A 14,350-nucleotide genomic window follows, 5' to 3' on the forward strand; every position below is an offset into this window, starting at 1 on the left:
CCGGTGCGGTGGCCGGTGGATCCCATCTGGTCATGCGAGGTGGCGACGACGAGCACTTTGGAGGCGGGCATCTCTGTTCCCCGGACGGTGGCGCTACGCCGTCAACCCGAAACCGCCGGGGAGGTTCGCATGGAGAACCAAACTGACGGGACGCCCATGCCTAGTGGCAGCCGGCGCCCCGAGCGAGAAGAAGAGCGAGGCGAGCGGCCCCATGGAGGAGAGGAAGCCGCTCCCCGCTCCGGAAGAGCGGAACGAGCTCTTTTGCCCGATGTGAGCGACGTAGGGTTGTCGAGGCCGCCGCACCTTGGAGCTCCCGGCCGCTTCGTCCGACACACCGGCTTCAGCCGGACACAGGGGCTTCACAGCGCCGTGGCTCCTGCGCGGCTTCGCGCCTCCACGGCGGCCCTAATCGCCGTCACCATCGTCGTTGTCGGACCAGCCGCCCATCATTCCTCCGCCGCCGAAGCCCATCATACCGCGGGATCCCATGCGGACGAGAACCTGAAGCCGCCGCTTCTGAGCCTCGTCCAGGGTCGCGTAGAGTGGGGCCGCGGCGTCGGCGAGCTTGCCCATGGCGTCCGCTCCCTGGCTCATGTGGTCCGCCATCCTGCGGAGCAGTCCGACCGGATCGCTCGTCATCATACCCCGGACCTGGCGCATCGCCTGTCTGTGCGAGAGGTGCAGGTTCGCGAGATTGCGCAGCGCGTCCTCGACGGGCGGCCACAATCTCTCCTGCTCGACGGTTAGCCTCAGACCTGTCTTCATCGCCGCGATGTGAGCATCCGCGAAGGCGCTCATGTCCTCGCGCGAGAAGCGGCCCATCATGCCTCGGCCCTGACCTTTCATGCCGTGGCCCATCGCCATGCCATGCCCCATCATCTCTCGGCCCTGCATCATCTGCCCCATCGGCATCTGGGAGGCAGACGGGGTGGGCGCCTGGGGCTGAGCAGGGCCCGTGGACTGGGCCAGCGCCGGTGCGGTGAAGGTGATCAGAACGGCAGCGAGCATCGGTGTCTTCATGGCGGGTTCTCCTGGGTGGACCCGGTCCGTTGCACTCAGAAATGTCGATGGGGCGCATTTCGTTTCACAGGCGACAACGAGCGGCCCGACGCATATCGCCCCTGCCTTCCTGGGCGGAGCTTGCCGTGTGATCTCCGATTATCGGGCAGGCTTCCTTGGAGCCAGTCCGGCTGAAACAAAAAGCCTCGTTGTGCGAAGAAGACGGCCTTGCCGGTAAGCCTGACGGCTGCGAGCGCTACCGCTGCTGCGTCAAGCCGCTGTCAGTCATCCCTGCGGCCCCCTGCTCAGCCACATGATCGTCCAATGCTCTGGGCTTCTCAATGGAGTTGTTGCTCTTTGAGGCTCGCCAGGAGTTTCTGATAAGGCTCGCGCCGCTCCCGGTACTTCAGAAGTAATTGTGTCTTGATGTAGTTTTTCTGCTCGATTTCAAGATTACTGCGTTCGAGGTTAAGAATCTCCTCGCCATACTGAAAGTCGATGTTCGTCAATGTGCGGGATATCCACAGAATCTTCAGATCGTGTTCAGTAATCATTCTATCCGAAGACGATTTGACGGGATGCCTTTGCGCGAGGGAAGATCTTTCGGTTGACATGAGGCCCTGCTGATATTCTGATTCTTAGACGAAGAGTATCGGTTCGTCAGTTCGGGCGGCAATCGGCGAGGCTTGAACTTCCGAGGTAGTCGACCATGCTCCGTGTGGGTACCTCCGGGGGATAAAGAACCGCTTGTGGCGATGGATCTGCCTGCAACGGTGCTGGAGGGCGCTTGCCTCGAGATCTCGCCCCTTTTCTGTTCCTGCTTCCAGGGCGATGCCGCCGCGACTGCGTTGAAGATTGCTGCCGCTCGAGCGTTGGCTTTACTCACATCTTGCATGCACATATATTATGCGCATGCATTCAAGGAGTAGCGCGATGCCCAGACCCGCTGGAGACGTGAGAGTCCGGCGCCCAACCAATGTCACTCTACCAGTTGAACTTGTGGCCGAGGCGAAAGCTTTGCAGGTCAATGTTTCCCAAGCCTGCGAAAGTGGGCTGGCCCGTTCGGTGGCGGAAGCCCGGCGGGCCCGCTGGCTGGAGGAAAACAAGGAAGCCATTGATGCCCACAATGCGATGATCGAGCACGAAGGCCTGCTCCTGGATGAGTTCAGGCAGTTCTGATGGCGCAGTTCGATGTTTATGCCGGGATTGGTCGCACCAAGGGATATGTGGTGGATTTGCAGTCGGGCCTCCTGGATCGGCTGGCAGCCCGTGTCGTTGCGCCTATGATCCCCAGCGACAACGCGGCGATCATTTCCGGTCTGACGCCTCTGGTCCGGTTCAAGGGAGACGAGTTCCTTCTGTTGACCTATCAGTTGGCATCTGTGCCGGCGCGTGAGTTGCAGCGCCCGATCGGCTCCCTGGCCTCCGATCAGGACGCGATCAAGCGGGCCCTCGATATCCTGTTCCTTGGCTTTTGACTGCTTCGCAGAAGGCTACCCAATCCCCTGCCTCCCAACATGCTCGAAGATTTCTGGCCTCAGAATCCGCAGGCAGAACCGGCAAGGAAAGACGGGGGTGCGACAGCACCATCCGCGGTATGTCCTTGCGGAGCGTTCGAACGGCAGGCCTCACAAATCTCGGTGAGGATCGCTTGGCTGGTTCGGCCCAAGGCTCAATGCGCGACACCGACATTGTCTTTCTGGCCTCATTGAGATTGAGTTCTGCCGATTTCCCTTCGATCCTCAGCGGCGGTCGAATCCTCTTGTTGGAGATTGCCTTTGACTGAGAACCGGATCGGTGTCGTTGTCTACGATCGGGAAAGTCGCCCTGATGCGGTTCTGCGTCAGGTCGCCCAACATCTGAAGTCCCTGAACTTGCGCGTGGGCGGCCTTCTTCAGGAGGGGCTATCCGGCGACGCCGTCGGCTGCGGAACACTGCTTCTGGAGGATATCGGCACGGGGCGCAGGATCCAGGCTTTCGAAATGCGGGGGAGCGGCACGCGAGGATGCCGCCTCAACTCCTCCAGCCTGGCCGAAGCCGGAGGATGGCTGCGCGCTGCCATCGAAGGGAAGCCCGATATCCTGTTCGTCAACCGCTTCGGCCGGCAGGAGGCAGCCGGACGAGGGCTGCGGGACGAAATTGCTGCTGCCATCGCAACGGGTCTTCCCGTCGTGATCGCCGTCGGCAAGGACCTCATGCCGGAATGGCACGCCTTCGCAGGCCCGGAATTCGTTCGGCTCCCTGTAGATCCGGAGCGGATTGCAACCTGGTGTCTTGCCCATGCGGAACGGGTTTTCTCCGCTTCCGAGGACGTATCTTCGTAACCGAAATCGATGCTCCACTCTGTGGAGAGCACATCGTTCGAAGCGAAAACCGGGTCCCCTTGTTCGCGCGATGCGCGAGGCAACGTCACCAGGTGCCGTCAAGGAATACGTTGCCATTTCCGGCTGGAGACAATCGGGCCGGGCAGCCGCTGTTCCGACCTTCGGATATGCCGGGAAGCCCACGGCAAGGCCTTTCATGCCCGCGAGGGCGAGCGTACGAGAGGGGAGAGTTGTGGTTTCAATTCCGTTCGCGTTAACCCGAAATCCTGGCACGCAAGTATATCAATTGGACTTCCGTTTCGGAATACCACGGTTTGACATTAGAAATGTTCGAAACTACTCTACTTGCCCAAGAAGACGTTGCTGCAGTGCGAAACCATAGGGAGGGTTACCATGAACATGGAGCTCTCACGACGCGGCTTCCTCAAAGCCGCCGGCGTGGGCGTTGCCGGTACCACGTTGGGAGCCTTCGGGTTCTCAGAGCTTGAGGCGGCGCAGGCTGCGGCTGTCAGGCCCTTCAAGCTCGCGAACACGATGGAGACGCGCAACACCTGCCCATACTGCTCGGTTGCCTGCGGCATCATCATGTATTCGAAGGGAGACCTTCGGAAGGGCGAGACGGCAGAGATCATCCATATCGAAGGCGACGCGGACCATCCGACGAACCGCGGAACGCTCTGCCCGAAGGGCGCGGCGCTGAAGGATTTCGTGAAGGCCGAGACCCGCCTGAAGTACCCGATGATCCGCAAGCCCGGATCGGACAAGTTCGAGCGGGTATCGTGGGATCTGGCACTCGACCGCATCGCCAGGCTGATGAAGGACGATCGTGATGCGAACTTCATCGCCACCAACGCGGCCGGTGTTCCCGTCAACCGCTGGACGACGGTCGGCTTCCTGGCCGCCTCGGCGACCACTAACGAAACCGCTTGGCTGACCTACAAGGTCGTTCGCAGCACAGGAATCGTCGCATTCGATAATCAGGCGCGTGTTTGACACGGCCCCACGGTGTCCAGTCTGGGCCCAACTTTCGGTCGTGGCGCGATGACCAACTCTTGGACAGATATCCGGAACACGGATCTCGTCATCATCATGGGCGGCAACGCCGCTGAGGCGCACCCGTGCGGCTTCAAATGGGTGACGGAGGCGAAGGCCAATCGCGGCGCCAAGCTGATCGTTGTCGATCCGCGCTTCACGCGCTCGGCATCGGTTGCCGACTTCTATGCCCCCATCCGGCAGGGCACTGACATCGCGTTCCTGCTCGGTGTGATCAATTACTGCATCCAGAACGACAAGGTCCAGTGGGAATATGTGAAGGCCTTCACCAATGCCAGCTATGTGGTGCGGGAGGGTTTCGCCTATCAAGACGGCCTGTTCACGGGCTATGACGAGAACAAGCGGGACTACGACCGCTCGTCCTGGGAGTACGAGATCGGGCCCGACGGCTTTGCAGTCGTTGACGAGACGCTGCAGAATCCGCGCTGCGTCTGGAACCTGCTCAAGGCCCATGTCGCGACCTACACGCCGGAAATGGTCGAACGCATCTGCGGCACGCCGAAGGACAAGTTCCTGAAGGTGGCAGAGATGATCGCTGAATGCTCGTCGCCCACCAAGACCATGACGTCCATGTACGCGCTTGGCTGGACGCAGCATTCCAAGGGATCGCAGAACATCCGCTCCATGGCGATGCTGCAGCTCATCCTCGGCAATATCGGCGTGCGTGGAGGCGGCATGAATGCCCTTCGCGGGCACTCGAACATTCAGGGACTCACCGATATCGGCCTGATGTCGAACCTCATCCCGGGCTACCTAAACATTCCGGTGGAACGGGAGACCGACTTCACGACCTACATGTCGAGCCGTACGTTCAAGCCGCTGCGGCCGAACCAGACCAGCTACTGGCAGAACTACAGGAAGTTCTTCGTCAGCTTCCAGAAGGTGATGTGGGGCGATGCGGCAACCCCGCAGAACGAGTTCGCCTATCAATACCTGCCCAAGCTCGACGTGCCGGCTTACGATGTGCTGCGTTACTTCGAGATGATGCACCAGGGCAAGGTGACCGGCTACTTCTGCCAGGGCTTCAATCCGCTGCTCGCCTTCCCGAACCGCCAGAAGATCACGGAGTCGCTGTCGAAGCTGAAATGGCTGGTGACGATGGATCCGCTGGAGACGGAGACAGCGAGGTTCTGGGAGAACCATGGCGAGTACAACAACGTCGACCCGGCCTCGATCCAGACCGAGGTGATCCAGCTTCCCAGCACCTGCTTCGCGGAGGATGAGGGCGCGCTCGTCAACTCGGGCCGCTGGCTGCAATGGCACTGGGCGGGCGGCAGCCCTCCGGGCGAGGCGAAGCACGATACCTGGATCATGGCACAGATCCATCTGCGTCTGCGTGCGCTCTACGAAAAGGAGGGCGGCGCCTTTCCGGATCCGATCCTCGATCTCACCTGGAACTACCAGGACAGGAACGAGCCGACGCCGGAGGAACTCGCCAAGGAACTCAACGGCTATGTCGTCGAAACTGTCTACGATCCGGCGGATCCGACCAAGGCCGTGCTGGAGAAAGGCAAGCAGGTCGTCAATTTCTCGGCCCTGCGCGACGACGGCGCGACCGCCTGCGGCTGCTGGATCTATTCCGGCTGCTTCAACGAGGCCGGCAACAACATGGCGCGCCGGGACAACGCCGATCCGGACGATACGGGCGCCTATCCCAACTGGGCATTCTCCTGGCCGCTCAACCGGCGCATTCTGTACAATCGCGCCTCCGCGGACCTTCAGGGACAACCATGGGATCCCTCGCGCAAGCTGATCGCCTGGGACGGCACGAAATGGTCGGGCTACGATGTGCCGGACATCGCGCCGAACGCCCCGCCCGATGTCGTGGGTCCGTTCATCATGAACCAGGAGGGCGTGTCGCGCCTCTTCGCACGCGGTCTCATGCGGGAGGGGCCGTTCCCTGTGCATTACGAGCCGTTCGAGGCTCCGATCGCCAACGTGGTTGCGCCGAACATCCGGGGCAATCCGGTGGCGCGGATCTTCCAGAACGACGTGGCCCAGTTCGCAACGTCAGAGGAGTTCCCCTATGCGGCGACTTCTTACCGGCTCACGGAGCATTTCCACTACTGGACGAAGCACAACGTCGTGAACGCGACGCTTCAGCCGGAATTCTTCGTGGAGATCTCCGAACAGCTCGCAGCAGAGAAGGGGATTGCGCAAGGGTCCTGGGTGCGGGTGTGGTCGAAGCGCGGCGAGGTGAAGGCGAAAGCCGTCGTGACCAAGCGCATCAAGCCTCTCATGTGCGATGGCAAGCCCGTCCACGTGATCGGCATTCCGCTGCACTGGGGCTTCACGGGCAAGGCGCGGAAGGGCTGGGGGCCGAATTCCCTCACGCCTTTCGTGGGTGACGCCAACATCGAGACGCCTGAATACAAGGCGTTCCTGGTCAATATCGAGCCCACCACGGCTCCGGCGACGGTCTGAGGAGAAGTGGAATGGAACCAAGTCCCCGTACCGCAACGAGCAATCCTCCGGTCGCCACCGCAGCCACAGCCGCGAACCTGGGGGAGCGTGACCTCGTTCGCCGCTCCGCCTCGACGGTGCCGCCGCCCGCGAGGCAGCTGGAGCCTGTGGCGAAGCTCATCGACGTGTCGAAGTGCATCGGCTGCAAGGCCTGTCAGTCGGCCTGCGTCGAGTGGAACGACACCAAACCGGCGCTGGAAACCAATACGGGCATCTACGAGAACCCGCACGATCTGACCCCCGACATGTTCACCCTGATGCGGTTCTCCGAGTGGGAGAATCCGCAGACGGGAAATCTCGAGTGGCTGATCCGCAAGGACGGCTGCATGCATTGCGAGGATCCGGGCTGCCTGAAGGCCTGTCCGGCGCCCGGAGCCATCGTGCAGTATTCCAACGGGATCGTGGATTTCGTCCATGAGAACTGCATCGGCTGCGGCTATTGCATCAAGGGCTGTCCGTTCAATATCCCGCGCATCTCGAAGGTGGATCACACGGCTTATAAGTGCACCCTCTGCTCCGACCGCGTCGCGGTGGGGCAGGGCCCGGCCTGCGCGAAGGCCTGCCCGACACACGCGATCACCTTCGGCACCAAGGAGGACATGAAGAGGCTGGCCGACAGCCGCATCGAGGATCTCAAGTCTCGCGGCTACGAGAACGCCGGACTGTATGACCCGCCAGGGGTCGGCGGAACGCACGTGATGTACGTTCTGCATCACAACGACCAGCCGGAGATCTATTCGGGCCTGCCGAAGGATCCGAAGGTCAGCCCCGTCGTGAATGCCTGGAAGGGAATGGCGAAATATGTCGGCTTCGCCGCCATGGGGCTTGCGGCCGCAGCCAGCGTCCTCCATTCGGCGTTCGCCGGTCCCAATCGTGTCACGCGGGAGGATGAGGAGAAAGCCGAAGATCTCGTGAAGGAGAAGATCTGATGGCAACGACGAGCATCGAGAAGGAAGACGCAATCCATCCGGGTAGGCCGGTCGTCGTCGACCGTTATAACCTGGGTGCGCGCATCAACCACTGGGTCACGGCAATATCCCTCATTCTTCTTGCGCTGTCCGGACTCGCCTTCTTCCATCCATCCCTGTTCTTCCTCACGGGCCTGTTCGGGGGCGGACAGGAGGCGCGTGCCTTCCATCCCTGGATCGGCGTCGTCCTGTTCTTCAGTTTCGCCGGATTGTTCATCCGCTTCTGGCGGGCCAATCTGCCGGAGAAGTCCGACAGGGAATGGCTCGCTCATGCCAATGACGTCATCGCCGGAAACGAAGAAAAGCTGCCCGAGGCCGGGCGGTACAACCCGATCCAGAAGTTCAACTTCTGGGCCATGTCGCTCCTGATCATCGCCCTGATCCTCACGGGTCTCGCGATCTGGGATCAGTACTTCTACGGATGGACCACCATTCCGCAGAAGCGGGTTGCGGTCCTTGTTCATTCGCTCTCAGCCGTCCTCCTCATCTGCATCTGGATCGTCCACGTCTATGCGGTGATCTGGGCCCGGGGCACGCTTCGCGCCATGACGCGCGGTTCGGTGACGGGGGGCTGGGCCTGGCGGCACCATCGCCGCTGGTTGAAGGAACTGGCGGAGCACCATAGATTCAAGAAGCCGGCGGCACCCGCCGAGTAGAGGCTCTCACACGTGGCCCGTGTGGTTCGTGAGGTTGCATGTCACATTCAAGTTCCATCGAGCCCAATCCCGCCGCTGTCGGCCGCGTCCAGGCTCCCCCCTTCGTTCGTCTGCCGGACCCGAGCAGGCTCTTCGAGGCCCGCCGCGAGCGGCTCGAGTTCCTGGCGCAGACGAGCGAGCTTGCTCCCTATCTGCGGTTCATCGCGGGCATAGCGGCAGCCCAGAGCAGCATTCAGGAGGGATTGCCCGAGCCTGATCTTCCGCCCGACGATGCCCTCGACCGCGCACGGGAATTCGGCATGCCGCCGCTCGACCGGAACCGCGCCGGACTGGACGATGTCCTGAGCGAAACCCTGAGCCGCCTGTTCGATGCCGTCGCCCCGGTGACGAAGCCCGCCGAAGCGGAGGCGGCGCTGGAGCGGGTGAGGGCAGCGACGCCCGATGAGATGCGCTCCATCGTCCAGGGTGTTCTCGCCGATGCCATTCCGGCCGATGCCCTTGCCGAGCATGTCTATGGAGCGGCAGGGCTGCAGGTTCATTTCACCCGGCTCGCGGCAAAGCTCGACAGGAGCAGGCTCGCCAAGATTGGCGACGGCGCCTGTCCCTGCTGCGGAGGGCCTCCGGTTTCGTCCCTCGTCGTCGGGTGGATGGAAGCGGAAGGGACCCGCTACTGCTCCTGCGCCCTGTGCGGCACTCTATGGAATGTGGTGCGCGTGAAATGCGTGCTGTGCGGTTCGGGAAAGGGTATCGGTTATCAGGAGATCGACGGTGGACCCGGTACGATCAAGGCGGAATGCTGCGATAGCTGCCGGGGCTACGTCAAAATCTTCTACCAGCAGAAGGATGCGGCGCTCGACCCGGTCGCGGACGACATCGCCAGCCTCGGGCTGGATCTTCTCCTGAAGGACGGTGAGTACCGCCGGGGCAGTCTCAATCCTTTCCTGCTCGGGGTCTGAGCATGGCCGAAGCGGCCCTGTCGCGCCTGCGCAATCTTCCCTCCGTCGATCGAATGCTGCACCGCCCGGACATCGCGGTTCTTGCGGAGAAACACGGCCGTCTGGAGACGACGCAGGCAATTCGGGAGACTCTTGCGGCTCTGCGCGAGGAGCTGCGGTCCGGAGCCGATTTCGACGAGGATATGATCGTCGCCTCCGTTCTGTTTCGCCTGGCTGTGCGTGCGAACACGCGATTGCAACCACTCTTCAACCTGACCGGCACGGTGCTGCACACCAATCTCGGCCGTGCGATCCTCGCCGAGGAGGCCGTCGAGGCTGCAACGGCCGCCATGCGGCAGGCCGTATCCCTGGAGTTCGATCTGGCCAACGGAAAACGAGGCGAGCGCGACGATCATGTCCGAGCCCTGGTCTGCGAGCTGACCGGGGCGGAGGATGCGACCCTCGTCAACAACAATGCGGCGGCTGTGCTCCTCGTCCTGAATACGCTCTCCCAGGGCCGGGAGGCCGTCGTCTCCCGCGGAGAGCTGATCGAGATCGGCGGTGCGTTCCGCATGCCGGAGATCATGGCGAGGGCAGGGGCGCGTCTGCGCGAAATCGGAACCACGAACCGCACCCATGCGCGTGACTACGCCGATGCGTTGGGGCCTGAGACCGGGGTGATCCTGAAGGTTCATACGTCGAACTACCGGATCGAAGGGTTCGCGGCCGAGGTCCGCGCCCGCGATCTCGCTAAGATCGCCCGCCAGCACGATGTGCCTCTGGTCAACGATCTCGGCTCGGGAACCCTCGTCGATCTCTCCCGGTTCGGCTTGAGGAAGGAGCCTACGGTCCGGGAGGCGGCGGAGGAGGGCGCGGATCTCGTCACCTTCTCCGGAGACAAGCTCCTCGGCGGCCCGCAGGCGGGCTTCATCGTCGGCCGGAAGGATCTGATCGCCGCGATCAACCGCAACCCCATGAAGCGCGCCCTGCGGGTGGACAAGGTGCGGATCGCCGCGTGCGAGGCGACCTTGAAGCTCTACCGCGATCCTGACCGGCTTGCGGAGAAACTTCCCACCATGCGCCTCCTGGCGCGGCCTGCGGAGGAGGTCCGGCGACAGGCGGAGCGCCTCATGCCCGCCCTGGTCGATGCTCTGGGGCCTGGCGCCGCCGTCGAAATCGTGGCGTGTCAGAGCCAGATCGGCTCGGGAGCGCTTCCCCTCGATACGATCCCCAGCTTCGGGCTGTCCTTGAAGCCCAAGGGAGGAGGACGCGCAGTCGAGGAGTTGAGCGCCGCTTTCCGAGGACTGCCGCGGCCCGTGATCGGACGCGTGGCCGAGGGGGCGCTCATCCTCGATCTCAGGTGTCTGGAGGACGAAGCTCTGTTTCGGCAAAACCTGTCGTTTTACCGGCCGGGAGGGGCTCGATGATCGTCGGTACCGCCGGCCATATCGATCATGGCAAGACGGCGCTCGTCAAAGCGCTGACCGGCATCGATGCGGATCGCCTCAAGGAGGAGAAGGCGCGCGGCATCACCATCGATCTCGGCTTCGCCTATTGGCCTCAGGACGATGGCGACGTGATCGGGTTCGTGGACGTGCCCGGTCATGAGCGTTTCGTCCACACCATGGTCGCGGGCGCAAGCGGCGTCGACTTCGTCATGCTCGTGGTGGCGGTCGACGATGCGGTGAAGCCGCAAACCCTCGAACATCTCGCGATCATCGACATCCTCGGAATCGATCGAGGCGTGGTCGTGCTCAGCAAGGCCGATCTCGCGGATGAGGAGGGCCGCGCTGCGGCATCGGCGCAGATCCGCGATGTTCTGGCCGATACGACATTGGCGGAGTGCCCGATCATTCCCGTTTCCTCCATCACAGGCGAGGGGATCGAGGCGCTGAAGCAGCTCTTGCGGACGGCGGCCGCCGCCCAGCGGGAGCGGAACGCCACCGGATTGTTCCGCCTGTCGGTCGACCGCAGTTTCGTTCTTCCCGGTGCAGGCACCGTGGTGACGGGCACCGTGTTGTCCGGAACGGTCGCCATTGGCGATCAGGTCGTCGTCAGCCCCTCCGGACGCACGGCCCGGGTGCGCTCGATCCACGCTCAGAACCGCGCCGCGGAGCGTGGCGTCTCGGGGCAACGCTGCGCCCTCAATCTGGCAGGCGAGGGGATCTCGAAGGACAGTGTCGTCCGCGGCGACATGGTGCTCGCTCCCGAGCTTCACGCACCGACCGACCGGATCGACGCGAGCCTGCGCATTCTTTCGAGCGAGAAGAAGCCCGTGGGCCAGTGGTTTCCCGTCCGGCTGCATCATGCAGCCGCGGAGGTTGGGGCGCGGATCGTTCTGCTGGAAGACGATCCGCTTCAGCCGGGGGAGAGAAAGGTGGTTCAAATCGTCCTCGACCGTCCCATCGCCGCCGCAGCCCACGATACCTTTGTTGTGCGGGATACGTCCGCCCAGCGGACGATCGGAGGCGGATTCTTCATCGATCTGCGCGCCCCGGCGCGCCACAGGCGCGGGAAGGAGCGCCGGGCGCAGATCTCGGCTCTGGCGCAGGCCGATCCGGCCGATGCCATGAGGGACCTCGCCGCGGTGCGGCCGTTTTCCTTCGATCTGGCCGCCTTTGCCCGCGACAGGGCCATGCCGCTTGCCGGCGCGGTGGATATTGCCGACGGCCTTGGTTTGGTGCGTCTTTCCGCCGGCCGGACACCTCTTGCGCTGGCGAAGGAGCATTGGCAGACCTTCGAAGCCGGCCTGATCGGCCTTCTCGACGCGTTCCACAAGAACAATCCGGATCTCCAGGGCATGGGCTTCGAGCGCCTGCGGCTCCAATGCGAACCGCGCCTGCCCGCACCCGCCTTCCGGGCCGCGCTGCAGTCGCTTGTCGATGCGGGTCGGGTGAAGATCGACGGGGCGTGGGTTCGGCTCCCGGAGCATGAGGTACGCCTGGACGAGGGTGAGGATCTCCTATGGCAGGCGATCAGACCACTTCTGGGAGGCGAGGAGCGATTCCGTCCTCCACGCGTGCGCGACATCGCCGGTCTGCTCGGTGCGGATGAGGACGAGATCCGTCGTCTCTGCAAGCTTCTGAGCCGTCTCGGGCAGCTGGACGAGGTCGCCCACGATCACTTCTTCCTGCGCGACACCGTCGCCGAGATGGTGGGCATCGTCCAGGATCTGTGCCGGCAAGCCCCCCACAGGCAATTCACGGCGGCGCAGTTCCGCGATCACGTCCTGAACGGGCGGAAGGTGGCGATTCAGATCCTCGAGTTCTTCGACCGGCACGGCGTAACCTTGCGTCGCGGCGATCTTCGTCGCATCAATCCGCATCGGCTGGATCTCTTCCGCGCATCTCAGCCGCTCGACAGGGACCATGGAGGAGAAGCGTCCCCGGTGGGGCGTCCGGACTTCAAATCCGGGTGGGGCCGCGAGCCGGTCCTAGGTGGGTTCGACTCCCACTCTCTTCCGCCATTGTCACCGGGACGGCCCGCAGTCACGGGATGAAGCGGATGGAGCGGCAGTGCTTTTCATCGGATCAACACCGCTCGCCGTGGCAGGATGCTCGGATGGCGATTGCGGGGTCGGCCCTTTCGGAGCCGTGCCGATATAGGAGCCGCCAAGCCCTCCCGTCCAGCCGGACGATCCTGCGGTTCCCGGCGAGGTGCCGGAGGCCTGACTGTTCGGATCGGGCGCCGTGGCGGCCGTCGTCCCAGGCTCCTCCGGGCAAGGGCTCCGTGCTGCCGTTTGCGCCCAGCAGGGCACCGACAGGCCGATGGCTGCCACGGCAAGAATCATGGGGGCACGCATAGCGTCCGGCTCCTCTAGGCTAAGCTCTCGGAGCAACGTTGCGAAGCGCGGCGGGTTCCGAAGGCCGTCAGGTCACTCTGATCTGCGAAGGACCCGCCTCGGCATGGCCCACGATCCGGGCGAGCGGATAGCCCGCCTCGATGAGGTGCCCGAGAACCTGTTCTGCCCGCTCCGGCGCACAGGCGACGAGGAGGCCGCCCGATGTCTGCGGATCCGTGAGAAGCTGTCTCTGCCAGAGTTCGAGCCCCTCCGGCAGCACGATGCTGTCCCCGTAGCTGTCCCAGTTCCGGGTGGAGGCGCCCGTCACGTAGCCTTTCTGGGCCAGCGGCGCCGCTTCCCGGAACAGGGGCAGGCGGGCGCGATCGATGGTCAGGGTCAGTTTGGACCCGCGCGCCATTTCGAGGGCGTGTCCGAGAATGCCGAAGCCGGTCACGTCGGTGATGGCATGGACATCAGGATCCTGGGCGAGCTCGGCGCCGATCCTGTTCAGGAGGGTGGCCGAGCCCATCATCTCCGCATAGGCATCGGCAGAGAGCGCATCCTTTCTGAACGCCGCCGAATAGATGCCAACGCCGAGGGCCTTCGTCAGGATCAGCGCATCCCCTGCCTTGGCACCGCTGTTGCGGCGGATCTCGTTCGGCTTCGCCGTCCCGATCACCGCGAGGCCATAGACCGGTTCGGGGCAGTCGATGGAGTGTCCGCCCGCCACCGGGATGCCGGCCTCGGCGCAGATCGATGCGCCGCCCCCGAGGATCTCGCGAACGGTCGCAGGTGCAATCTTGCCCAATGGCATGCCGAGAATCGCGAGCGCCATGATCGGCCGGCCCCCCATCGCATAGACATCGGAGATAGCATTGGTGGCGGCAATGCGCCCGAAATCGAACGGATCGTCGACCATGGGCATGAAGAAGTCCGTGGTCGCAATGATGCAGGTTTCGTCATTCAGCTGCCAGACGGCAGCATCGTCGGCCGTTTCGGTGCCGACGAGGAGGTTGTGGAACGGCCCCGCGGCCGGCTGCTCGGAAAGGAGTTGCTGGAGCACGGCCGGCGCCAGTTTGCAGCCGCAGCCGCCGCCATGGGACAGATGGCTGAGCCGAATATTCTGCGTGTCCATGAATAATCCTCCGTTCGGTATCCATGGTTCCAGACC

The 14,350-nt window shown here is 63.4% G+C and carries 12 protein-coding genes, 1 tRNA gene and 1 pseudogene; 10 read left to right on the top strand and 4 right to left on the bottom strand.

What is annotated here, in order from left to right; genetic code table 11:
* Positions 1–405: 405 nt before the first annotated feature.
* Both GR328_RS22945 and GR328_RS22950 read right to left on the bottom strand, forming a co-directional pair.
* Positions 406–1,020: a Spy/CpxP family protein refolding chaperone gene (locus tag GR328_RS22945; RefSeq protein ID WP_160887998.1), complete on the bottom strand. Its 615-nt coding sequence runs from the start codon at positions 1,018–1,020 to the stop codon at positions 406–408.
* 317 nt (positions 1,021–1,337) lie between these two features.
* Positions 1,338–1,508: a hypothetical protein gene (locus GR328_RS22950; protein ID WP_160887999.1), complete on the bottom strand. Its 171-nt coding sequence runs from the start codon at positions 1,506–1,508 to the stop codon at positions 1,338–1,340.
* Between the two features lie 424 nt (positions 1,509–1,932).
* On the opposite strand from GR328_RS22950, the gene GR328_RS22955 reads away from it, so the two are divergent.
* From GR328_RS22955 to GR328_RS23000, 10 genes and pseudogenes are all read left to right on the top strand, one after another.
* Positions 1,933–2,178: a type II toxin-antitoxin system CcdA family antitoxin gene (locus tag GR328_RS22955; protein ID WP_160888000.1), complete on the top strand. Its 246-nt coding sequence runs from the start codon at positions 1,933–1,935 to the stop codon at positions 2,176–2,178.
* Positions 2,178–2,477, top strand: a complete 300-nt coding sequence (locus GR328_RS22960; RefSeq protein ID WP_160888001.1) for a CcdB family protein — start codon at positions 2,178–2,180, stop codon at positions 2,475–2,477. Before GR328_RS22955 ends, GR328_RS22960 begins: the two co-directional genes overlap by 1 nt.
* 300 nt (positions 2,478–2,777) lie before the next feature.
* Entirely contained in the window at positions 2,778–3,323 is a 546-nt protein-coding gene (locus GR328_RS22965; protein ID WP_160888002.1) for a DUF2478 domain-containing protein, read from the top strand.
* Positions 3,324–3,716: 393 nt separating this feature from the next.
* Positions 3,717–6,800 (top strand): formate dehydrogenase-N subunit alpha, encoded by a 3,084-nt coding sequence (fdnG, locus tag GR328_RS22970; protein ID WP_160888003.1) that lies wholly within the window; start codon positions 3,717–3,719, stop codon positions 6,798–6,800.
* Between the two features lie 11 nt (positions 6,801–6,811).
* Positions 6,812–7,768 carry a formate dehydrogenase subunit beta gene (fdxH, locus tag GR328_RS22975; protein WP_246216049.1) on the top strand — a complete coding sequence of 319 codons (957 nt, stop codon included), beginning with the start codon at positions 6,812–6,814 and terminating at the stop codon, positions 7,766–7,768.
* On the top strand, positions 7,768–8,463 hold the full coding sequence (locus GR328_RS22980) for a formate dehydrogenase subunit gamma (RefSeq protein WP_160888004.1): 696 nt from the start codon (positions 7,768–7,770) through the stop codon (positions 8,461–8,463). The genes fdxH and GR328_RS22980 overlap by 1 nt, the downstream gene beginning before the upstream one ends.
* A gap of 38 nt (positions 8,464–8,501) precedes the next feature.
* The gene (gene fdhE / locus GR328_RS22985; RefSeq protein ID WP_160888005.1) at positions 8,502–9,419 is read left to right on the top strand and encodes a formate dehydrogenase accessory protein FdhE; all 918 of its coding nucleotides are present in this window, start codon (positions 8,502–8,504) and stop codon (positions 9,417–9,419) included.
* 2 nt (positions 9,420–9,421) lie between these two features.
* Positions 9,422–10,825: an L-seryl-tRNA(Sec) selenium transferase gene (selA, locus tag GR328_RS22990; protein ID WP_160888006.1), complete on the top strand. Its 1,404-nt coding sequence runs from the start codon at positions 9,422–9,424 to the stop codon at positions 10,823–10,825.
* A pseudogene (selB, locus tag GR328_RS22995) lies at positions 10,822–12,654 on the top strand (selenocysteine-specific translation elongation factor); the annotation flags it as partial. The gene selA and the pseudogene selB, both read left to right, overlap by 4 nt.
* Before the next feature lie 114 nt (positions 12,655–12,768).
* Positions 12,769–12,864, top strand: a tRNA-Sec gene (locus GR328_RS23000).
* Between the two features lie 3 nt (positions 12,865–12,867).
* Here the strand turns inward: GR328_RS23000 and GR328_RS23005 are convergent.
* A complete protein-coding gene (locus tag GR328_RS23005) occupies positions 12,868–13,200 on the bottom strand; it encodes a hypothetical protein (protein ID WP_160888007.1) in 333 nt (110 codons plus the stop codon).
* 67 nt (positions 13,201–13,267) lie between these two features.
* A complete protein-coding gene (gene selD / locus GR328_RS23010; protein WP_160888008.1) occupies positions 13,268–14,314 on the bottom strand; it encodes a selenide, water dikinase SelD in 1,047 nt (348 codons plus the stop codon).
* Positions 14,315–14,350: the final 36 nt, after the last annotated feature.

Source organism: Microvirga makkahensis (assembly GCF_009830105.1).
GTDB lineage: Bacteria > Pseudomonadota > Alphaproteobacteria > Rhizobiales > Beijerinckiaceae > Microvirga > Microvirga makkahensis.